The sequence below is a fragment of the Martelella sp. AD-3 genome (assembly GCF_001578105.1).
Classification (GTDB): domain Bacteria; phylum Pseudomonadota; class Alphaproteobacteria; order Rhizobiales; family Rhizobiaceae; genus Martelella.
Map to the genome: position 1 here is coordinate 4,381,884 of NZ_CP014275.1, position 21,318 is coordinate 4,403,201.

Annotated in this window: 23 protein-coding genes; 15 read left to right on the plus strand and 8 right to left on the minus strand. The window is 62.2% G+C overall.

Annotated elements, in window-relative coordinates:
• Positions 1-148 precede the first annotated feature (148 nt).
• The 8 genes from acs to AZF01_RS23665 all read left to right on the plus strand — a co-directional run bounded on the left by acs (position 149) and on the right by AZF01_RS23665 (position 7,834).
• A complete protein-coding gene (acs, locus tag AZF01_RS20245; protein ID WP_024706140.1) occupies positions 149-2,107 on the plus strand; it encodes an acetate--CoA ligase in 1,959 nt (652 codons plus the stop codon).
• Positions 2,108-2,167: 60 nt separating this feature from the next.
• On the plus strand, positions 2,168-2,662 hold the full coding sequence (locus tag AZF01_RS20250; RefSeq protein WP_024706141.1) for a hypothetical protein: 495 nt from the start codon (positions 2,168-2,170) through the stop codon (positions 2,660-2,662).
• Between the two features lie 252 nt (positions 2,663-2,914).
• Positions 2,915-3,685, plus strand: a complete 771-nt coding sequence (locus tag AZF01_RS20255; RefSeq protein WP_036235509.1) for a DeoR/GlpR family DNA-binding transcription regulator — start codon at positions 2,915-2,917, stop codon at positions 3,683-3,685.
• Positions 3,682-4,077, plus strand: coding sequence for a VOC family protein (locus AZF01_RS20260; RefSeq protein ID WP_024706143.1), 396 nt, complete (start codon positions 3,682-3,684; stop codon positions 4,075-4,077). The genes AZF01_RS20255 and AZF01_RS20260 overlap by 4 nt, the downstream gene beginning before the upstream one ends.
• A gap of 11 nt (positions 4,078-4,088) precedes the next feature.
• Complete coding sequence (locus tag AZF01_RS20265; RefSeq protein ID WP_244435482.1) at positions 4,089-5,276, plus strand: MFS transporter; 1,188 nt, start codon at positions 4,089-4,091, stop codon at positions 5,274-5,276.
• 59 nt (positions 5,277-5,335) lie between these two features.
• Positions 5,336-6,595 (plus strand): flavodoxin-dependent (E)-4-hydroxy-3-methylbut-2-enyl-diphosphate synthase, encoded by a 1,260-nt coding sequence (ispG, locus tag AZF01_RS20270; protein WP_051423950.1) that lies wholly within the window; start codon positions 5,336-5,338, stop codon positions 6,593-6,595.
• A gap of 103 nt (positions 6,596-6,698) precedes the next feature.
• Positions 6,699-7,418 (plus strand): hypothetical protein, encoded by a 720-nt coding sequence (locus AZF01_RS20275; protein WP_024706146.1) that lies wholly within the window; start codon positions 6,699-6,701, stop codon positions 7,416-7,418.
• Positions 7,415-7,834: a hypothetical protein gene (locus tag AZF01_RS23665; protein ID WP_081725641.1), complete on the plus strand. Its 420-nt coding sequence runs from the start codon at positions 7,415-7,417 to the stop codon at positions 7,832-7,834. The genes AZF01_RS20275 and AZF01_RS23665 overlap by 4 nt, the downstream gene beginning before the upstream one ends.
• A 7-nt stretch (positions 7,835-7,841) precedes the next feature.
• Here the strand turns inward: AZF01_RS23665 and AZF01_RS20280 are convergent, their stop codons facing one another.
• The 8 genes from AZF01_RS20280 to AZF01_RS20315 all read right to left on the minus strand — a co-directional run bounded on the left by AZF01_RS20280 (position 7,842) and on the right by AZF01_RS20315 (position 12,811).
• A complete protein-coding gene (locus tag AZF01_RS20280; RefSeq protein WP_024706147.1) occupies positions 7,842-8,063 on the minus strand; it encodes a DUF1413 domain-containing protein in 222 nt (73 codons plus the stop codon).
• Position 8,064: 1 nt separating this feature from the next.
• Positions 8,065-8,703: a LysE family translocator gene (locus AZF01_RS20285; RefSeq protein WP_244435483.1), complete on the minus strand. Its 639-nt coding sequence runs from the start codon at positions 8,701-8,703 to the stop codon at positions 8,065-8,067.
• 12 nt (positions 8,704-8,715) lie between these two features.
• The gene (locus tag AZF01_RS20290; RefSeq protein WP_024706149.1) at positions 8,716-9,501 is read right to left on the minus strand and encodes a pyrroline-5-carboxylate reductase; all 786 of its coding nucleotides are present in this window, start codon (positions 9,499-9,501) and stop codon (positions 8,716-8,718) included.
• 149 nt (positions 9,502-9,650) lie between these two features.
• A complete protein-coding gene (gene folD, locus AZF01_RS20295; protein WP_024706150.1) occupies positions 9,651-10,553 on the minus strand; it encodes a bifunctional methylenetetrahydrofolate dehydrogenase/methenyltetrahydrofolate cyclohydrolase FolD in 903 nt (300 codons plus the stop codon).
• 42 nt (positions 10,554-10,595) lie between these two features.
• The gene (locus tag AZF01_RS20300) at positions 10,596-10,928 is read right to left on the minus strand and encodes a YciI family protein (RefSeq protein ID WP_024706151.1); all 333 of its coding nucleotides are present in this window, start codon (positions 10,926-10,928) and stop codon (positions 10,596-10,598) included.
• A complete protein-coding gene (locus AZF01_RS20305; RefSeq protein WP_024706152.1) occupies positions 10,928-11,767 on the minus strand; it encodes a class III extradiol dioxygenase family protein in 840 nt (279 codons plus the stop codon). The genes AZF01_RS20300 and AZF01_RS20305 overlap by 1 nt, the downstream gene beginning before the upstream one ends.
• A complete protein-coding gene (locus AZF01_RS20310) occupies positions 11,767-12,108 on the minus strand; it encodes an extradiol ring-cleavage dioxygenase (RefSeq protein ID WP_024706153.1) in 342 nt (113 codons plus the stop codon). Before AZF01_RS20310 ends, AZF01_RS20305 begins: the two co-directional genes overlap by 1 nt.
• Positions 12,101-12,811 (minus strand): alpha/beta fold hydrolase, encoded by a 711-nt coding sequence (locus tag AZF01_RS20315; RefSeq protein ID WP_024706154.1) that lies wholly within the window; start codon positions 12,809-12,811, stop codon positions 12,101-12,103. Before AZF01_RS20315 ends, AZF01_RS20310 begins: the two co-directional genes overlap by 8 nt.
• Before the next feature lie 330 nt (positions 12,812-13,141).
• Here AZF01_RS20315 and AZF01_RS20320 point away from each other — a divergent pair, with 330 nt between their 5' ends.
• The 7 genes from AZF01_RS20320 to AZF01_RS20355 all read left to right on the plus strand — a co-directional run bounded on the left by AZF01_RS20320 (position 13,142) and on the right by AZF01_RS20355 (position 20,844).
• Positions 13,142-13,897: a GntR family transcriptional regulator gene (locus AZF01_RS20320; protein WP_024706155.1), complete on the plus strand. Its 756-nt coding sequence runs from the start codon at positions 13,142-13,144 to the stop codon at positions 13,895-13,897.
• 113 nt (positions 13,898-14,010) lie between these two features.
• Positions 14,011-15,423, plus strand: a complete 1,413-nt coding sequence (locus AZF01_RS20325; protein WP_024706156.1) for an aminomethyltransferase family protein — start codon at positions 14,011-14,013, stop codon at positions 15,421-15,423.
• A 260-nt stretch (positions 15,424-15,683) separates the two neighbouring features.
• A complete protein-coding gene (locus tag AZF01_RS20330) occupies positions 15,684-16,670 on the plus strand; it encodes a TRAP transporter substrate-binding protein (RefSeq protein ID WP_024706157.1) in 987 nt (328 codons plus the stop codon).
• Between the two features lie 4 nt (positions 16,671-16,674).
• Entirely contained in the window at positions 16,675-17,187 is a 513-nt protein-coding gene (locus AZF01_RS20335) for a TRAP transporter small permease (RefSeq protein WP_024706158.1), read from the plus strand.
• Positions 17,184-18,488: a TRAP transporter large permease gene (locus AZF01_RS20340; RefSeq protein ID WP_024706159.1), complete on the plus strand. Its 1,305-nt coding sequence runs from the start codon at positions 17,184-17,186 to the stop codon at positions 18,486-18,488. Before AZF01_RS20335 ends, AZF01_RS20340 begins: the two co-directional genes overlap by 4 nt.
• Before the next feature lie 397 nt (positions 18,489-18,885).
• On the plus strand, positions 18,886-19,734 hold the full coding sequence (gene purU / locus AZF01_RS20350) for a formyltetrahydrofolate deformylase (RefSeq protein WP_024706161.1): 849 nt from the start codon (positions 18,886-18,888) through the stop codon (positions 19,732-19,734).
• 189 nt (positions 19,735-19,923) lie between these two features.
• Positions 19,924-20,844 carry a methylenetetrahydrofolate reductase gene (locus AZF01_RS20355; RefSeq protein ID WP_024706162.1) on the plus strand — a complete coding sequence of 307 codons (921 nt, stop codon included), beginning with the start codon at positions 19,924-19,926 and terminating at the stop codon, positions 20,842-20,844.
• Positions 20,845-21,318 lie beyond the last annotated feature (474 nt).

Genomic DNA, 21,318 nt, shown 5'->3' on the forward strand with positions numbered 1-21,318 from the left:
TGCCACAATTTCCGGGAATAGTTGGGGCCCATATAATCCCTTCGCGCTTCGAATGCAATCATGTCGAAACAATTGACGAATGTCTTATTGAAGACATCGCACGAGCCTGTATGAATGGGGCAACGGAGGAATTTTCGAGGAGGAAAGTATGTCAGGCAAGACATATCCGGTTTTGAAGCCGGCAAAGACGCGCGCTCTGATCGATGCGAACAAATACGAGAAATGGTATCAGGAAAGCGTTGAGGAGCCGGAGATCTTCTGGGACCGTCATGGCCGGCGGATCGACTGGTTCAAGCCCTATACCAAGGTCAAGAACACGTCGTTCACCGGCCGGGTCTCGATCAAGTGGTTCGAGGACGGGCAGACCAATGTCTCCTATAACTGCATCGACCGGCACCTGAAGACGCACGGGGAACAGACCGCCATCATCTGGGAAGGCGACAACCCCTATATCGACAAGAAGATCACCTATAACCAGCTTTACGATCAGGTCTGCCGCATGGCGAACGTGATGAAGAAGCACGGCGTCAAGAAGGGCGACCGGGTGACGATCTACATGCCGATGGTGCCGGAAGCAGCCTTCGCGATGCTCGCCTGCGCGCGCATCGGCGCCATCCATTCGGTGGTCTTCGCCGGCTTCTCGCCGGAGGCGCTGGCCGGGCGCATCGTCGATTGTGAATCGACCTTCGTGATCACCTGCGACCAGGGCGTGCGCGGCGGCAAGCCGATCCAGCTGAAGGAAAATGTCGACCTCGCCATCGATATCGCGGCAAAGCAATATGTCATGGTCAACCACGTGCTCTGCGTGCGCCGCACCGGCGGTCATGTCGGCTGGGCGCGCGGTCGCGACCTCTGGTATCACGAGGAAATCAAGACGGTGAAGGGCGATTGCCCGCCGGTGAAGATGCGGGCGGAAGATCCGCTGTTCATCCTCTATACGTCCGGCTCGACGGGCAAGCCGAAGGGCGTGCTGCACACCACCGGCGGCTATCTCGTCTGGGCCTCGATGACGCATGAATATGTGTTCGACTACAAGGAGGGCGAGATCTTCTGGTGCGCGGCCGATGTCGGCTGGGTCACCGGTCACTCCTATATCGTCTACGGGCCGCTCGCCAATTGCGCGACGACGGTGATGTTCGAAGGGGTCCCGACCTTCCCGGATTCCGGCCGCTTCTGGGAGGTGGTCGACAAGCACCAGGTCAATATCCTCTACACCGCTCCGACGGCGATCCGCGCGCTGATGGGGGCTGGCGACGATCTGGTGAAGAAATCCTCGCGTGAGAGCCTGCGCCTGCTCGGCTCGGTCGGCGAGCCGATCAATCCGGAAGCCTGGGAATGGTATTACCGCGTCGTCGGCGAGGAACGCTGCCCGATCGTCGATACCTGGTGGCAGACGGAAACCGGGGGCATGATGATCACGCCGCTGCCGGGCGTGACCGACCTGAAGCCCGGTTCGGCCACCAAGCCCTTCTTCGGGGTCAAGCCGCAGCTGGTGGACAACGAGGGCAAGGTGCTGGAAGGCGCGGCCGACGGCAATCTCTGCCTCACCGACAGCTGGCCGGGGCAGGCGCGCTCGGTCTATGGCGATCATCACCGTTTCGTCCAGACCTATTTCTCCACCTATAAGGGGAAGTATTTCACCGGCGACGGCTGCCGGCGCGACGAGGACGGCTATTACTGGATCACCGGCCGCGTCGATGACGTACTCAACGTTTCCGGCCACCGTCTCGGCACGGCGGAAATCGAGAGCGCGCTGGTCTCGCATCATTTCGTGTCCGAGGCCGCGGTCGTCGGCTATCCGCATCCGGTCAAGGGGCAGGGCATTTATTGCTATGTGACGCTGATGAGCGAACATGAGCCTGATGAGGCCCTGCGCCAGGAGCTGATCAAGTGGGTCCGGGCCGAGATCGGCCCGATCGCGACGCCGGACAAGATCCAGTTCGCGCCCGGTCTGCCGAAGACGCGTTCCGGCAAGATCATGCGCCGCATCCTGCGCAAGATCGCCGAGGATGACTTCGGTGCGCTTGGGGACACCTCGACGCTCGCCGACCCCGGCGTCGTCGACGACCTCATCGAGAACCGCCAGAACAAGACAAAGGCGGCGTGATCGTGAAGCGGAAAGCCGTCAGACGGCTTTCCGCGCCTTGGTGTCGGGGAGGAGAATCGGATGCACCGGATCGGCATTGCCGCAGGGCTGTTTCTCGCGGCGACAGGCACCCTCGCGGACGATCTGAAACCCGGATGGAGCGTGCAGTTTCATCAGGATATTTTCGACAGGACGATCGTGCCGCTGGCCATTGCCAGCGAGGAAGGCGATGATTTCGACAAGGCCTCGCTCGGCGCGGTCTGCTCGCAAGAGGGTGATGTCATCATCTTCTTCCAACCCAGGCGTTTCATGTTCTTTGAGACATCAGCCAAGCTTGCCCTGCGATCGGGCGACACGGTTGCCGAATATGATTTCGTTGCGGAAAAGATTCCTGCCTTCGGCAGTCTTCTGGCCGTCGATTCCGATCGGTCGCAAAAGATCATGACGCTCTTTGCCGATGCGGACGGTGCCGATATCGCCTTCCGGACGGAAGACAAGAACGGCCTGATCAGCAGTATCGGCGCCGGCAAGACCTTCGAGATCGTCAAAACCGACTGTCCGGGCCCGGCGGGGTAGGCATCGGCGTCGACGGGGCCGGTCCGGGCAGTCGATGCCGACCGGATGCCCTTCCTTCTCGCGGGCCATCCTTCCTTTTCGTCTTGCAAGCCGCTGCATTGCTTGCGGGCACGGTTTGCTTCAGCCATCACTACCGCCTGTCCGGTTTCCGTGCAGACGGCGGCAAGCGGAATCGAGCTTCTTGGCGCTGTTTTCCCTTGCATGCACGTTCAAACCGGAATATGCACGTTTCTGCACGATTTGGGCGAGGCCATGCATCTGATCCGCGAAAGACAGGACATCATTCTCCAACGGCTGAAGGCCGGCAACCGGGTTCTGGCGGCTGATCTCGCGGTGGAATTCGCCGTGTCCGAGGACACGATCCGCCGGGACCTGAGGGAGATGGCCGCACGCGGGCTTTGCGAGCGCGTCTATGGCGGAGCTTTGCCCTTGGCGCCGGCCGCCGGGCCGCTGAAGGCGCGCGACAACAAGGATGACGCCGAAAAGAAAGCGCTTGGCCGCCTGCTTGCCGGTGAAATCCATGACGGCATGAGCGTTTTCCTTGATGCCTCCAGCACGAACATCGCCGCCGCCCGCGCCCTGCCGGAAAATCTTCGCGGCGTCATCGTCACCAATGCGCCGGCGATCGCGGCCGCCCTCGACGGGCACCGGACGCTTGACGTGATCATGGTTGGCGGCCGCATCCACCGCGAGGTCGGCGGCGCGGTCGGCGCGCGCGCGATCGAGGATCTCCAGGCGTTTCATTTCGATCTCTGCCTGCTCGGCGCCTGCGGCGTCGACGTCGAGGCGGGGCTCACCTGCTTTCACTACGAGGACGCGCTGTTCAAGCGGGAGGCTGCGGCCTGCGCGCGCCGGGTGGTAACGGCGATGACGGCGGGGAAGTTTTCAACCCGCGCGCCCTGCGGCGTGATCGCGCTCGACGCCCTCGATGCGCTCGTGGTCACCGCCTCGCTCGATCCTGCGGCCCGCGCGGCGCTTGCGGAAACGGGTCTGGACCTGATCTGCGAGGAGGATTGCCGATGAGCGATGCGCGGATTGCCCATGTCGCGGTCTGGACCGGCGACCTCGAACGGATGGCCGGATTTTATCAGCGCGTTTTCGCCGCAGAACCTGGCGAACGCTATGAAAGCCGCCGGAGGCCTGGCTTTGTCTCGCGCTTCATGAGACTGACGGACGGACCGACAATCGAGATCATGCAGGCGCCCTGGCTGGGCGCGGCGGATGACCCGACTGTCGAAAGACCCGGCTTTGCCCATATCGCCATCAGTCTCGGCAGCGTCGCCGCCGTCGATCGTCTGGCGAAAGAGGCGGAGGAGGCCGGTTTTCTGACGAGCCCGCCGCGCCTGACGGGCGACGGCTTTTACGAGGCCGTTCTGGCCGACCCGGACGGCAACCTGATCGAAATTACCGCATGACGAGAAGACCAATGACCGAGACTCCGCTAGACGAAATCAGACGCCCGCGCCGCTATATGTCGCCCCATCGCCTCGGGGTCTCGCTGCTTTTTCTCATGAACGGCTTTTATATGGGTTCCTGGGCGCCGAAAATCCCGGTCTTTGCCGAAAAGCTTGGCCTTTCGGAGGGCGAACTCGGGTTGATGATCCTCGTCTTCGGCGTCGGCTCGATCCTGGCGATGCCGCTCACCGGCATCTTCAACGCTCGCTACGGCTCGACGAAGGTCGGCAAGGCGGCGGCGCTGATGTTCCTGCCGATGCTGATCCTGCTCACGCTCTCCAACGCGATCTGGCTGGCGGCTTGTGTGCTTTTCCTGTTCGGCGGGCTTATGGCGTCGATGGACGTATCGATGAATGCCAATACGGTCGCCGTCGAAAAGGTCGAGCACCGGGCGATCATGTCCTCCTGCCACGCCTTCTGGAGCCTGGGCGGGCTTCTCGGCGCCGGCATGGGCGGCTATCTGATCGAAACGATCGGCCCGCTCGGCCATGCCGTGTTCGCCACACTTCTTGCCGGGCTTTTCCTCGCCGTCGGCTTTCCGCGCCTCGTTGAGGACACGCCGACGGGCGAGCAGAAGAGCCAGAAGATCCGCCTGCCGATGACGCCGCTGCCCTGGCTGATCGGCGTGGTCGCGCTGTTCTCCATGATCCCGGAAGGGGCGATCATGGACTGGAGCGCGCTCTACCTGCGCAATGAACGCGGCGTCGATATCGCCCTTGCCGGTTTCGGCTTTGCCGCCTTCCAGCTTTCGATGACGACGATGCGCTTTGCAGGCGACCTTGTGCGCGACCGCCTCGGCGGGGTGACGACGATGCGGATCTGCGCGGTGCTCTCCGTCACGGGCCTCCTGCTTGCAGGCCTCGCGCCATCCACACCGCTGATCATTCTCGGTTTTGCCATTGCCGGGCTCGGCATTTCCAACATGGTGCCGATCGCCTTTTCTGCCGCCGGTAATCTGCCGGGCATGGCGCCGGGCATCGGTCTCTCGGTGACGACCACGCTCGGCTATTCCGGCATTCTCGTCGCCCCGTCGCTGATCGGCTTCCTCGCCGAGCATACGGGCTTCTCGCCGATCTTCACCGGTCTGTCGCTTCTCCATGTCATCGTCTTCCTGCTGGCGCCGCTTATGGCCTATGCCGACCGCGACCGGGTCGGCTGACAGTTGACAAGACCGGGCCATTGTACCACCTGAAAGGCAGAGCCGTTCCGGAGATGATCATGACGCTTGCCGCTCCCCGCAATTTCGACCCCTTGCCCCGCCGCGCCTCGGTCGCCGTCGATGTCGGCGGCGTGATTGTCGGCGGCGGCGCCCCGGTGGTCGTCCAGTCGATGACCAACACCGATACCGCCGATGTCGACGCGACCGTCGCGCAGGTGGCGGCGCTATCGAAGGCGGGCTCCGAACTGGTGCGCATCACGGTTGATCGCGACGAGGCGGCCGCCGCCGTGCCGCGCATCCGCGAGCGGCTGGAGCATCTCGGCCTCGATGTGCCGCTCGTCGGCGATTTTCATTATATCGGCCACAAGCTGCTGGCCGATCATCCGGCCTGCGCCGAGGCTCTTGCCAAATACCGCATCAATCCCGGCAATGTCGGCTTCAAGGACAAGCGCGACAAGCAGTTCGCCGAGATCATCGAAATGGCGATCCGCTACGACAAGCCGGTCCGCATCGGCGTCAACTGGGGCTCGCTTGACCAGGAGTTGCTGACGCGGCTGATGGACGAGAACGCCGAAGCCGGTGCGCCGCTTTCCGCCCGCGATGTCACCCGTGAAGCCATCGTGCAGTCGGCGCTTCTGTCGGCCGAGCTGGCCGAGGAGATCGGCCTTGCCCGCAATCGCATCATCCTCTCGGCCAAGGTCTCCCAGGTCCAGGACCTGATCGCCGTCTATTCCATGCTGGCCGAACGCTCGGACCACGCGTTGCATCTGGGCCTGACGGAAGCCGGCATGGGCACCAAGGGCATCGTCGCCTCGTCCGCCTCCATGGGCTATGTCTTGCAGCACGGCATCGGCGACACGATCCGCGTTTCACTGACGCCGGAGCCCGGCGGCGACCGCACCCGCGAGGTGCAGGTGGCGCAGGAACTGCTGCAGGTCATGGGCTTTCGCCAGTTCGTGCCGGTGGTGGCCGCCTGTCCCGGTTGCGGGCGCACGACCTCGACCGTGTTTCAGGAACTCGCTTCCAAGATCCAGTCGGATCTCCGCAAGAACATGCCGGTATGGCGCGATAAATATCCGGGCGTGGAAGCGCTCAACGTCGCGGTGATGGGCTGCATCGTCAACGGCCCCGGCGAAAGCAAACATGCCGATATCGGCATCTCGCTGCCCGGCACCGGCGAGACGCCGGCCGCCCCGGTCTTCATCGACGGCAAAAAGGCGAAGACCCTGCGCGGCCCGAACATCGCCGCCGATTTCGAGGCGATGGTCAGCGACTATATCGAAAATCGTTTTGGGTCGGGCAGTCAGGCGGCGGAGTAGGTACGTGTGTCTTTGCCAAAGTAAAGCTGACGCAATCTCTTGTTGTGCGTGAATCCAATAGCTGGCATGATTCAACAAAGTTTCTCGCAGGCGTTGAGCTCGAATGAACATTGAAAAAAACAAAAGCGCTGAACTTGTCGGCATCGGAATTTACTCCTCGGCCGAGGCATCTCGTCTGACCTCTATTCCGGCGCCAAAACTTGTGCGTTGGCTCTCCGGGTACAAGCGAAGAGGGAAAGACTATCCGCCTCTTTGGAACCCGGAAATAGCGATCGAGGATGAGAAAATCTATCTGAGTTTCAGAGATCTCATGGAAGTCCGTGTTGCAGATGCTTTCGTTAGGTTCGGCATGCCACCTCAGCATATCCGACGGGCGATATTGCTCGCCCGAGAGGTTCTCGGAAAAACCCATCCGTTGTCGACAAATCGGTTTCGTACCGATGGAAGAAGTATCCTTCTCTTTGAAATTGAGAAAGATGAGAACGGCGAAGAGAAAGAGAAATTGCTCAATCTTTTCAGCCGTCAATATGAATTCAGGGAAGTCATTGATCCTGTGCTGAGAACTGTGGACTTTGGAAACGAGGGCGATCCAATCGTCTGGTGGCCACTTGGCAGGCGTTCCAGAATCCTCATCGATCCGCAGCGTGCTTTTGGACAGCCAATTGACGCTGCATCTGGTGTGCCGACGACCGTATTGGCGAATGCTGTGCGGCAGGAAGGAGGCATACATCAGGCGGCAAGGGTTTACGACGTTTCGGAATCTGCTGTTCGCGAAGCATTGGAATTCGAAGAAAAGACACCCAATGCGCGGATGGCAGCGTGAATGTCTTCTTTGACAATTGCACGTCTCCAGTACTGGCAAGAACCCTCGACGGCTTCATCAGCAATTTTGATGACCGGGCATTTCATATCGGCGACATCAGTGGGATGCCCAACGGGCGGAATGCGTCTGATCTGGACTGGATCCGCTTCCTGAAATCTTCCAACACGCATTGGATTTTTATTTCGAATGACAGAAGAATACTGAAAAACTCTGCTGAACGTATCGCCTTACGTGCTGCCGGGTTGCATGGGTTTGTATTCGCTCAAGGATATCAGAAGATGCCAACGCACCAAGCGGCCTCAAATCTTATATGGCGCTGGCCTGACATCGTTCATATTACCGAGCTTGTACAAGCTCCGGCCATGCATGAAATTCCTGTCAGTCGTGGCGCAAAACTGAGATCACTTTCCTTCTGAGTCAACCTTAACCCCTCTTCACATAAACCCTGCCGCCGCCCTTCTTGCGGCCGGTGTCTTCCACGCCGGGAAAGCGGCCCTTGCGCACGGCGTTGAGGAATTCGCGGCCAATCTTCACCTTGTCGCCGATAGAGAGCCGGTTCCAGCCTTTGCCGTAAAGTTCCGGGAAATGAAACTCGCCCGGCTCCTGTGCCAGAAGCCGGTTTGCGATCTCGTCTTCGTCGAGCATGTCAGAACCTTGTCGTCAGAAGTTTCAGGCCGGCAAGCGTGAAGAGCGCGGCCATCGTCCCCTCGATGGCGCGACGGGCCTTTCTGTAGCCGCGCACCACGAGGCCGGACGAAAACATCAGCGCCAGCGCGTTGAAGGTCAGAAAGCCGATGATATTGGCGCCGGCGATGAACAGGATGATCGTGCCGTGGTCTGCAGCCTTCGGCAGGCCGATGGAGACGAGCGAGACCCAGGCGAAGATCGCCTTCGGATTGGTAAGGTGGATATAGAGGCCGCGCCGGTAGAAGGCGCCGAGGCCGAGACGCCCGGCAATCTTCGGCGCCATGTCGGCGGCATCCGCGCGCATCGCGGCGCGAAAGCTCTTATAGGCCAGATAAAGCAGATAGCATCCGCCGATGATCTTCAGCGCCACCAACCCGTAGGCAAGCTTCGTCACCACGGCGGCCATGCCGGCGCCGGCCAGCACGGCCCAGAAGAAGGAGCCGGTCAGAACGCCGTTGGCAAGCGCCACAGCCTGCCGCCGGCCATGGCCCATCGCCGTGCCGGCAATGGCAAGCGTTGCCGGGCCGGGGCTGACGACGGCGATGAAATAGGCGGTCCAGGCAAGCGCCAGCGATCCCAGAAGCTGCGGCGTATCCATCATCCTGTCCTGTCAGTCGGAAGAAGGTTTCGCATTCTCGAACCGATCCCAGATGCCGTCAAGCGCCTTTGAAAACGCGGTATAGACGTTGTTGTCCTTCAGGTGTTTGAGCACCTGTTCATTGGTGCCGCCGCGCGTCGCCGATTCCCGCGTCAGTTCGGAAAACGACATCTCCGGCGCGTTGCGGGCGGTTGCGGCAAGCGCGTAGAACACGGCGCCGGAAAAGGCCCGCGCCTTGTCGGCCGGCAGGTTTTTCGCCTGAAGCCAGTCGGCGATGGTCTCGTAATAGGCGAAGGCGCCGGCAAGCGAGGCGGTCGCCACGCACATCGCCTGGTATTCGTCATCGGTCTCGGCGGCAACCACGGTGCCGAGCGGCTCGAACATCGCAATCGCGTCCTCATCCGGCGGAAAGACCGGTGTCGGCCCGCCGTGAAAGGCGACCGCCGGCAACGGGGTAACGAGCGTGATCCGCGTTGCCGGGGCGACGATCCGTGCAAGCCGCGCCTGGCTGAAGGTCGGCATGAAGCTGATGACGTGGTGGGACGGGCCAAACTTCAGCGTCTTGATGATCTCTTCGGCATCGCCCGGCCTCAGCGCCAGACAAACGCTTTCAGCGCCGTCAATCACATCCTGGTTGCTTGCCGCCACCGCCACATTCTCGAAGCGGTCGGCAAGCGTGGCCGCGATCTCCTCATTGCGCGGCGAAACAAGGATGGTCGGCTTTTCGCCGTCGACCGTGCTCATGCCGGTCACCACGGCCTTGGTGATTTCGCCTGTTCCGATAAACCCGATTGTCATGACATTCCTTCCTGAATTTGCTGGCCCAGCATAGGAAGCCATGACCGGTTTGAAAACGGGGCGCGCCCAGAAAGGCGGATCCAGGGCGGCGCGCGGCGTTGCCGCCGGAGGAGAGTGACGCCGCCCTGAACCGGCGCCGCGCACCTGCGTCAGGCGGTCAGGTGCGCCGGCTCGGCAAGCCCGCGACGGCGGCAGGCAGCCGTCAGCGTGTTTGCCAGCAGGCAGGCGATCGTCATGGGGCCGACGCCGCCCGGCACCGGGGTCATCGCGCCGGCGACCGCACTTGCCGCGGCAAAATCCACATCGCCCGTCAGCCGCGTCTTGCCCGGTCCGCGCTCCGGTGCGTCGATCCGGTTGATGCCGACATCGATCACGCTCGCGCCGGGTTTTATCCAGTCGCCCTTTATCATCTCGGGCCTGCCGACGGCGGCGACCACGATATCGGCGCGGCTGACGACGGCCTTCAGGTCGCGCGTGCGCGAATGGGCGATTGTGACAGTGGCGTTGGCGGCAAGCAGCAATTGCGCCATCGGCTTGCCGACGATGTTGGAGCGGCCGACGACGACTGCCTCGAGGCCGGAAAGGTCGCCGTGTTCCGCCTGCAGCATCATCAGGCAGCCGAGCGGGGTACAGGGCACCATGGCCTTCTGCCCGGTCGCCAGAAGGCCGACATTCAGGATGTGAAACCCGTCAACATCCTTCGTCGGGTCGATCGCCGCCAGAACCTCGGCTTCCGCAATATGGGCGGGAAGCGGCAATTGCACGAGAATGCCGTCGACCGCATCGTCGGCGTTCAGCCGGGCGACCAGCGCCAGAAGGTCAGCGGCGGAAGTCTCTTCGGGCAGGCGGTGCTCGAAGGAATTCATGCCGGCCTCGACGGTCTGTCTGTGCTTGGCGCGGACATAGACTTCGGATGCCGGATCAGTGCCAACGAGAACCACGGCAAGGCCGGGCGTCACGCCATGCTGCGCCTTGAGGCGCGAAACATGGCAGGCCACCGCGCCGCGAAGCCTGGCCGCAAAGGCCTTTCCGTCAATGATCCGTGCCGTCATCCTCTGCTCCCGTCAATCACAGGCATTTCCCATCCCGCCGGCTCAGTCGGCCGGCAGGCGCGGGCTCATCGGCTCGCTGATCCGCCCGGCCTGGAACGTATCGGGCAGGGGCGTCAGTTCGATGGTCGCGACGATGCCCGCCCTGCGAAAGGGGTCGCCTTCGGCAAAGTCCTCGGCATCGGCGCGGCTTTTTGCCTCCAATATGCCGAAATTGCCGCAGGAGCGGCTCTCGTCATCGACAAGCGCCGAGCCGATCAGCACCGAAACAAGGCCGTTGCCGCCCGAGGAGACCCATGCGCGGTGCTCGGGGCGGATCTGCTCGCGCAGTTCATGGACGTCCGGATTGTTCAGGCAGCGCATCAGGAAAAACGCCATCACGCATTCTCCAGCACAACCATGCCGGCGCCGGTGAGCGAGGCGGGCGCGTAATAATGCCTGTGCTTCATCTCCACATGCGGGTTCATCGCCGCCCGCATCACCAGCCACATGATCAGTTCCGCGCCTTCCGAGCCGAACTGGTCGACATAGTCCTCGCGGCTCATGTTCCGGTATTTCTCGTAGTCATTGGCGATGCCGTCAAGCCAGGCCTCGTCGGCCTCGCGGTTGATGAAGCCGGCGCGGCTGCCCTGAAGCTGGTGCGAAAGCCCGCCCGTGCCCATGATCACCACGCGCTCATCGCCGGGGAAGCTCTCGATCGCCTTGCGCAGCACCTTGCCCATTTCCCAGCAACGCTGCGGGGTGGGGATCGGATACTGGATGGTGTTGACCCAGATCGGCACCACCTTGACCGGCCAGTGTTCGGGACGGCCGAAGAACAGTTCCAGCGGCACCTGAAGGCCGTGATCAACCTCGATCTCGCGGCAGACCAGCGGGTCGAAATGGTTTTCCACCATGGTGTCGACGATATGCCAGGAGAGATCGGCGGCGCCCTCGAAATCGGGCACGGCGCGCGGGCCCCAGCCCTCGTCCACCGGCTTGTAGCTGTCGGCGACGCCGATGGCGAAGGTCGGCACGCGGTCGAGGAAGAATGTGTTGCCGTGGTCGTTGAAGATCACGACCGCGACATCGGGCTTCTTCTCCGCCATCCACTGCTTGCCCGGAATATAGCCGTCGAAAAACGGCTTCCAGTCGGGCGTGTCGGCAAGCCCCTTGTCGAGCGCCACGCCGATCGAGGGTACGTGGCTGGTGCCGACGCCGCCAATGATTTCGGCCATTACATCTTCCCCAGTCTTGTCTTGAGAAATTCTTCCTGGTTCATGCCGGCCTGCGCCGCGCCGATCTCGGCCATGCTGGCCGGGTCGACCGCCGCGATCTTCAGGATGAAGAAGAGATTGCCGCCAAGGGCCACCATCCTGTGCCAGTCGCGGCGCATCACCGCCTGTTTCTCCGCCTCGCCCAGGCCGAAACTGTCGAGAAAGGCTTCCTCGTCGGCCTTGAAGGCGGCGCGGTTTTCCGGCTTGCCGAGCGACATCGCCATCTTGTTCATCCGGTAGCCGTTTTTCGAACGCTCTCGCTCGAAGAGGGGCGTTTCGGGGATTTCGAGCACGTCAGACATTGAGCACCTCCTTGTGCCGATCAAGCCAGCCGGTGATGGCGGCAACCGTTTCCTCCGGGCGCTCGACGGGCATGAAATGCCCGGCGCCGTCGATGACGAGAACCTCGGCATCCGCGAGCGTGTCGGCGATTTCGCGATGCTGCTTTTCCGGCGACCAGCTGTCCTGCGCGCCGGTGATGAGCAGCACGGGACAGGTGATGGCGGGGATGTATTCCATTGCGTTCGGGCGCTCCATCAGCGCGCGGATCTGGCGGGCGTGAACGTCGGGCCCGGCCTTGACCACCATATCCGTCAGGTCGTCGACGAGCGCGGCGTCCGGCGTTGTCCCCTGCGCGAGCATCGGCGGCAGCCATTCGGCGGCGAGCGCCATCATGTCCTCGTAGCCGCGGGCGATCTTGGCAAGGCGCTTCGGGGCCTCGTCCGCGCGCGCGCCGTCATGTCCGGTATTGGCCAGCACCAGGCCTCTGATGCGCTCCGGCGCCTGGCGGGCCATGTCCATCGCCACGCGCCCGCCCATGGAGTGGCCGACCGGGATGAGCGGGCCCTCGGTCTCGCTGAGAAGCGTTGCCGCCATCGCCTCGATGGTCGGCTGGCGGGTGACATCGGCATCGGCCGCGGCGAGCCATGCAGGCGCAGCGCTGGAGACAGCGCGCCACACGCGGGCGTCCGATACCAGTCCGGGAATGAGAAGCAATGTGGTCATGACCGGCCCTCCCACGCCGCCGTGAATACATTGATGGGGAAATTAGTCGATATTTATGGCAATATCAACAGAAATGCTACAAAATGTATACATAAATGCCGATGGACGCATTGTGGTGCGGGATTTCCTTCGGAGCGTGAGGCCGGAACGGGCTTGCCCCGAATTTCACTGTGTATACATTAGAGCACGACCAGGAAAAGTGGAGACCGGTTTTCCGTCCGGACGCGGCGAAAAACAAAAGGCTGGAGCATGTTCGCGATTCAAGCAAATGCGAGCATGCTCTAAGAGCGTTCCAACCTCTTTGGATGAATATTATGCGGGGAGACGACGATGGACAGGCAGGCAGCTGCAAAAACCCACACGATGCGGGCGCTGGTGGAACTGCGTAAACGCATTCTCGACGGCGCCATTCCGGGCGGAACGCGCCTGTTCGAGGTGGCGCTTGCCGATGACCTTCAGATTTCGCGCACGCCCGTTCGCGAGGCGATGTCGCGGCTGGCGGAGGAGGGGCTTCTGGAGCGCGCCCGCAGCGGCGGCTTCCTTGTGCGCAGCTTCGCCTATGCCGATGTGCTGGACACGATCGAGCTGCGCGGCGTTCTGGAGGGCACGGCGGCGCGGATGGCCGCCGAGCGCGGCGCGAGCGAGAAGGCGCTGAAGGAGATCTCCGCCATTGTCCGGGCGCTTGACGGCTGCGTCGGCGTCTTGCCGGACGATGTCGATTTCGAAACCTATTCGGAATTGAACGGCGAGTTCCACGACGCGCTGGCCACCCTGCCGCGCTCAGCCACGCTGGAGCGCGAACTGGCCCGCGCCAAGCGGCTGCCGTTCGCTTCGCCCTCCGCCTTCCTGCCCGACAGGAGCAAGCTTTCCGATTTCCGCCGTTCGCTGCAGGTGGCGCAGGAGCAGCATCGCGAAATCGTCACCGCGATCGCCCAGCGCCAGGGTGCGCGGGCGGAAGCGCTGGCCCGCGAACATGCCTGTGCCGCGCGGCGGAACCTTGAATACATCTTCTCCAAGGACCGCAACCTCGTCAGCACAGTGCCCGGCCTCGCTCTCGTGGCGCCGGACGAGCCGATCCTGCGCTGATACCGCCGCCGGTTGCCGGAAATCTGCAGGCGGAGAGATATTTCCGCTTGCATTCTTTGAGGCGACTTGCAAATGTATGTATACATTCGTGATGCTTTGGGAGGAGTTGAAAAGTGGCAGGTCAAAGCCTATCGTCCGTGATGCAGGGGTTCTCAAATCCCGTCGAGCTTTTGAGGAATTCGCGTTCGGGAATCTATGTATACCCTGTCGTCGCGCCTGAATTTTCCAACTGGCGCAGCGAACAGATGGCGTGGCGCCATACCGCCGTGCTGTTCGACCAGACCCACCACATGGACGAACTGATCGTCGAGGGGCCGGATGCCGCGGCGTTTCTCGCCCATGTCGGCATCAATGCCTTCGGCAATTTCGATCTCAACCGCGCCAAGCATTTCGTGCCGGTCACGCCGGCGGGCCATGTCGTCGGCGACATGATCATCTTCCGCGAGCGCGAGGACAAGTTCGTACTCGTCGGTCGCCAGCCGACGGCCAACTGGACCAAGTTCCAGGCCGCCATCGGCAAGTGGAACGTCCGGCTCGTCCATGACCCCCGCTCGGATTCCCGCCCCGAGGGCGAGCGCGTGCTGCGCACCCATTATCGTTTCCAGATCCAGGGTCCGGACGCGAACAAGATTCTCGATGCGATCAATGGCGGCCCGGTTCCCGAGATCAAGTTCTTCCATGTCGACTGGATCAATGTCGGCTCGAAACGGGTTCAGGCGCTGCGCCACGGCATGGCCGGCGCGCCGGGTCTGGAAATCTGGGGTCCCTATGCCGACAAGGCCTATGTCCTGTCGACCATCCTTGAGGCTGCGGCCAAGACCGGCGTAGACCTGCGCCGCGTCGGTTCGCGCGCCTATTCCACCAACACGCTGGAATCCGGCTGGATTCCCTCGCCGCTGCCGGGCATCTATTCCGGCGACGGGATGATGGCCGACTATCGCGACTGGCTGGGCGCCGATGCCTATGAGGCGGTCGGCTCCATCGGCGGATCCTTCGTCTCCGACAATGTCGAGGACTACTACACCAACCCGTTCGAGCTCGGCTACGGCTTCTATATCGGCTGGAAGAAGGATGACTTCATCGGCAAGGATGCGCTCGCCAGGCTCAAGGATGCGCCGACCAACCGCAAGAAGGTGACCTTCGAGTGGAACCCGGAAGATGTCCTGAAGGTCATCGCCTCGAATTTCGAGGAAGGCACGCCCTACAAGTGGATCGACTTCCCGCAGCCCAATTATGCGTCCTCGACCGCCGACATGGTCATGAACGGCGACACGATGGTCGGCATGTCGATGTTCAACGGCTATTCCTACAATGAGCGACGGGTTCTGTCGCTCGGCGTCGTCAGCCAGGACGTCAATGTCGGCGACGTGCTGACGCTGAAATGGGGCGAGCCGGAAGCCACGCAGAAGACCTCGGTCGAGCCGCATCGTCAGGCCGAGATTCGCGTGCGCGTTTCGCCGACGCCCTATGCCGCCGAGGCCCGCGAAAACTACGCCGACAGCTGGCGCACCAAGGCGAGCCGCTGATCGCCTTTCTTGTGACAATCGGCGCCGCCTTCGACTGGGGCGGTTGCCAGCCGCCGCCGGCGGAGAGAACGGACGTTTGCCGGAGATACGGGACAGGTCGAGGAGGGCCTGTCGGGATGCTCTGCCGGCGCCATGATCGATGCATTGTCGCGGAAAGTCCGGTATTCTTCGCCGGGGTCCCGCGAATATGAGTTCAGGAGCGTGGCCGCAGGCAGGCGGGCGCGCAAGATTTCAAGTCATGAAACCTGGGGAGGAGAATCATGATCTACAGGTCACTGCGCACTCTTGCCGTATCCGCCGCGCTTTTCGCCGGCGTCACTGCGGCATCTTCGGCGGAAGAACTGTCTTTCGCCCATTTCGTTCCGCCGCAGCACACGTTGACCGGTTCGGTCATCGAACCGCTGCAGGAAGGCATCGCCAACGAGGTCGGCGATGATCTCACCATCCGCGTCTATCCGGGCGGCGAACTCGGAAAGGGACCGCTGGAACAGTATGTCCGCGTGCTTCAGGGCGTTGCCGATATCGTCTGGGGCCTGCCGGGCTACACCTCGTCGCAGTTCCCCAAAACCATGATCGCCGAAATGCCGGGCGTGATCGCGCTGGGCGAGCCCGGCTATCCGGCAATCTGGCGCTCCATGGACATGATCAGGGACGAGTTCCCGGGCACGAAGCCCCTGGCGTTGTGGACCTCGGAGCCCAACATCTTCATCATGAAGGACAAGGACATTCGCACGCCCGATGACCTGAAGGGCCTGAAGATCCGCGCCGCCGGCTCGACCACGGCCGCCGTTCTCGAAGCGCTCGGCGCGACCCCGGTGCAGATGCCGGCGGGAGAGCTGTACAACGCCCTGCAGACCGGGCTGATCGACGGCGTCGTCACCGGAGCGTCCGCCGTCACCGACTTCAAGCTTTCCGAGGTCGCCGACAGCTATACGATCGGCGCGCCGATCGGCCGCCTCACCTTCTACGTGGTCATGAGCCAGGCGCGCTATGACGGGCTCTCCGACGAGCAGAAGGCGGCGATCGACAAATATGCCGGCGAGTATCTTTCCGAGAGCGCGGAAACCGCCTGGAACCGGGTTGCCGAAGAGACCATCGCCGGGCTTGAAGCCGATCCGGACAAGACCGTGATCACGCTCGACGCCGACCAGGCGGCAGCCTTCGGTGCGCTCACCATTCCGGTGACCGAGGAGATCGTTTCCGAGCTTGGCGCCGAAGACGTTCTCGCCTCGATGCGCGGTGAATAGGACCATGCTTGTCACGCTCCGCAAGGCGGCGAACGGGTTGATCTCGCTCTCCGCCTTTGCAGGCACGCTCGGGCTGATCTTCGTGACGCTGGTCGTGCTCGCGGACGTGATCGGAAGGGCATGGGGCGCGCCGCTGCGCGGCGCGCAGGACTTCTACCAGATGGGCATGGTGATCATCGTCTTCGGCGGCATGGCGCTTTGCGACAAGCTCGGCGGTCATGTCGCGGTCGATGTCTTCGAGGATCATTTTCCCGATGCTCTCAACCACTGGCTCAATATCTTCGCCGCGCTTCTCGGCGCGGTGATCTTCGCCGGCATTGCCTACACCGTCTATGATTCCGCGAAACTGTCGCAGATGCTCAAGCTTGCCACCAATATCGTGCGCATGCCCAAATGGTATTTCCAGTGGGCGCTGTCGATCATGGCGCTGATCACCGCCTTCGGCATGGGGCTTCGCGCCGTTGAACTTGTGCTGACCGGCCCTGCCGGCCGCGCCGAGCGGGAGATCGGGAAATGAGCGGAGAACTGGTGGGCCTGATCGGCCTTGCCGTCCTGTTTGTACTGCTGGTGATCCGCGTGCCGGTGGCGCTGGCCATGTTTTCCGTGGGCTTTGCCGGCATCTGGGCATTGCGCGACCTGAAGGCGGCGATGAGCCTGATGGCGTCGGAGAGCTTCACGCTTGCCTCCTCGTCCGAGCTGGTGGTCGTGCCGCTTTTCATCCTGATGGGCAATGTCGCATCGGTGACGGGCATGAGCGGCAGGCTGTACGATGCGGCCTATGCCATTGTCGGGCGGTTTCGCGGCGGGCTTGCCTCGGCGACCGTGCTGGGATGTGCCGGGTTCGCCGCGCTTTCGGGTTCATCGGTCGCCTCGGCGCTGACCATGGGCAAGGTGTCCATGGCCGAGATGGACCGCTTCAATTACGACAACAGGCTGTCGACCGGGGTCGTCGCCGCCGGCGGCACGCTCGGCATCCTGATCCCGCCCTCGACCGGCTTCGTGATCTACGCCATCCTGACGCAGCAGTCGATCGGGCGGCTGTTCCTGGCGGGCGTCTTGCCGGGCATCCTGCTTCTGTCGATGTTCATTGTCACGATCACCGTGCTATGCTGGCTCAGGCCCGGTTTCGGTCCCGCCGGTCCGCGCACGACGATGGGCGAGAAGACGAAGAGGATGGTCGGGGCGCTACCCGTGCTCTCGGTGGTGATCCTGACGATCGGCGGCATCTATGGCGGGATATTCTCGCCGGTGGAGGCGTCTGCCGTCGGCGCCGGGCTGATCATCCTGATCGGCGCGGCGACGGGAAAGCTTACGCCAAAGGCGTTCTGGGCGGCGGCCAAGGATTCGGTGGTCACGACGGCGGCGGTGATGCTGATCCTGATTTCGGCCCATATCCTGAACCCGTTCCTGGCGCTCACCCACATTCCCGATCTGGTCGGCGCCTTCCTGGAAGGCCTTCAGGTCGGACCGATCGCGGTGCTGGCCCTGATCCTGCTGACCTATCTGATCCTCGGCTGTTTCCTTGAAGGTTTCGCCATGCTGGTGCTGACCATGCCGATCTATTTTCCGGTGATCACGCAGCTCGGGATCGACCCGATCTGGTTCGGCGTGCTGGTGGTGCTGACGCTGGAAATGGGACTGATTTCGCCGCCGGTCGGGGTCAATGTGTTCATCGTCAAATCGGTGGCGCGCGACGTGCCGCTTTCGCGCATCTTTGCCGGCGTCACGCCGTTCTGGTTCGCGATGCTGGCGACGCTGGTGGTGCTGATCGCCTTTCCGCAGATCACGCTGATCCTGCCGAATACGATGATGAACTAGCGCATCGGCCCGAAAACCGGAATCGATTTTCGGAAAGCACGATGCGTAGATAAAATAGGTTAGAGCGTCCTTTGTGCGTCCGAACGGACGCACGGCGCCCTAGCGGAACTCGCAGAAGGGCGGAGACGGATCTCCGCCTGCAAGCGCGTTGGAAATTTCGGCGGGACGTTTGACAGAAAGGCGCCGCCCGGCAATGCCGTGAAAGACAATCGAAGCTCTGACTGCCGGCACGGCCTGCGCGCCGGCGGCGGGAAGACGCGCGCCCGAGAACGGCCGGAGAAGACTTGCCGCAATGCGGCGCCATGAATGAAAGATCGTTCGCCTCTCGAAGGAGGGGAACACCTGCTGTCTGAATGGGGGCGGATGTCCGCGCCCCGATCCGGAGGAGAACCTTGCGATGAAGTCCTATGTCCTGACCATCAAATGCGCCAACCGTCCAGGCATCGTTGCCGCCGTCGCCACGCTGCTTGCCCGCGCCGACGGCGATATCACCGAGGCCCGGCAGTTCGACGATGCGGTGAGCGACACTTTCTTCATGCGCGTGTTGGTTAAATATCCAGGCGACGAGACCGCCCTGCGTGCCGAGATGCAAAAGCTCGCGGCCGAATACGGCATGACCTGGGAATTGTGGGACATGGCGCGCCGGCCGAAGGTGCTGATGATGGTCTCGAAGTTCGATCATTGTCTCGGCGATCTGCTTTACCGCAACCGGATCGGCGAACTGGACATGGAGGTCGTCGCGATCGCCTCCAACCATCCGAAGACGGCTTTGAACCTCACTCTGATGGGCGATATTCCCTATCACCACTTGCCGATAACCAGGGACACCAAGCCCGATCAGGAAGCCCGGATCAAGGCGCTCGTCAATGAAACCGGCGCGGAACTGGTGGTTCTCGCCCGCTATATGCAAATCCTGTCGGATGATCTCTCGGCCTTCCTGTCGGGGCGCTGCATCAACATCCACCACTCTTTTCTGCCGGGCTTCAAGGGAGCAAAACCCTATCATCAGGCCTTCGAGCGCGGGGTGAAGATGATCGGCGCCACGTCGCATTACGTAACCGAGGACCTCGATGAGGGGCCGATCATCGCCCAGGATGTCGAGGCGGTCACCCATGCCGACACGCCGGAGGATCTCGTCCGCAAGGGGCGGGATATCGAACGCCGTGTGCTGGCCAGGGCGGTGACCCTGCATCTTCAGCGCCGCGTGATGTTGAACGGGAAGAAGACGGTCGTGTTCGAAAAATAGATCCGGATGTCCGAAAAGCGTTTTCCGGTCTTCGGCCAGGGCCGGCCGATGCCGCAATCGGCAAAGCGATCCGCTTTCCCAAAAGCGCAACATGGCAATGTCGTCAGAAAGAATTCGGGGAAGAGCTTGCCAGGAAACAACAAAATGTATACATTTGATTCATCGGAACCTGGAGGAGGATCTGCAAAAATGATTGGATTTCTGGGCAGGCGCAGCAAGCAAACCGCTACCGGAGACGATGTCATAGGCCCATTTCTAAAAGGGTTCTCGATCGAAGTCATGCCGCGCACGGCGGCCAAGGCTGATGACTTCAAGGCGCTGCTGCCGGCCGGAACACGTGTATACATAGCTCACATCGAAGGAACGCCGATCGAGGATATGGTCGCCACGGCGCGGCGTCTGTCGGAAGACGGCTTTCCGGTCATGCCGCATTTCCCCGCCCGCATCATCAGAAACAGGGCGATGCTCGAAGACTGGATCGCGCGCTATCAGGGCGAGGCCGGCGTCGACCAGGCGCTGCTGCTGGCCGGCGGCGGTGGCGCGCCTGCCGGCGACTATCACTCGTCAATGCAGCTGATGGAGACCGGGCTGTTCGACAAGGCCGGGTTCCGGCGGCTTCATGTAGCCGGCCATCCGGAGGGCAACAAGGATATCGATCCCGACGGGTCAACCGGTAATGTGGATGCCGCCCTCAGGTGGAAGCAGGACTTTGCCGAGCGCACCGACGCCGAAATGGCGATCGTCACCCAGTTCGCCTTCGAGGCGGAGCCGGTGCTGGCCTGGATCGAGCGGCTGCGCGGCTTCGGCGTGGACCTTCCCGTCCATGTCGGCATTGCCGGGCCGGCCAGGCTGCAGACGTTGATCAAATTCGCGATTGCCTGCGGCGTCGGTTCCTCGCTCAAGGTTCTGCAACGCCGGGCCATGGATGTCTCCAAGCTGGTGCTGCCCTATGAGCCGACGGACGTTCTGGCTGATTTTGCCGTCGCAGCGAAACGTGACGGCGGTTCGGCCGTCGCGCAGATTCATTTCTTTCCGCTCGGCGGCATCGGCGCCTGCGCCGACTGGGCGGTCCGCCACGGCGTCTCCGCTCCGGCCCCGGCCGCCGTATGAAGTCCTCGCCCGGCGGCGAGAGCGCCGTGCGTCGATCCGGACGCACAAAGGGCGCGCTAGCCTGTTGAATCGACGCATCGTGCTTTCCGAAAAGCAATTCTGATTTTCGGGCCGATGCGCCAAGCGACGCTCAGTTCCCGTCATGTCCCCGCCGGCCAGTTCGCGCACGCGACTGGCCGGTTTTTTGTTGTCCAAGCAGTTCGGGAGGAGGTGGGGGCATGCGCGCAGACGCGCGCGAAATGTATACGCATCATGTTGATAGACTTATTCCATTTTGTATATAAAAGGCATTTTTTCTTCAAAATTCGCGCTAAAACTGTTTATTTCTGACGAATACTAAGCTAAAGTCTAAACATGGCCAGTTCGAAAACCTGTATATGCGTATACATTCTGGCCGGATGCCTTCGGTGTTTTTTCGTCTGGGAGGGCGGAAGAAGGGCCTCGAAAGCCTGCGAAGGCGTCAGATCGCGCCAG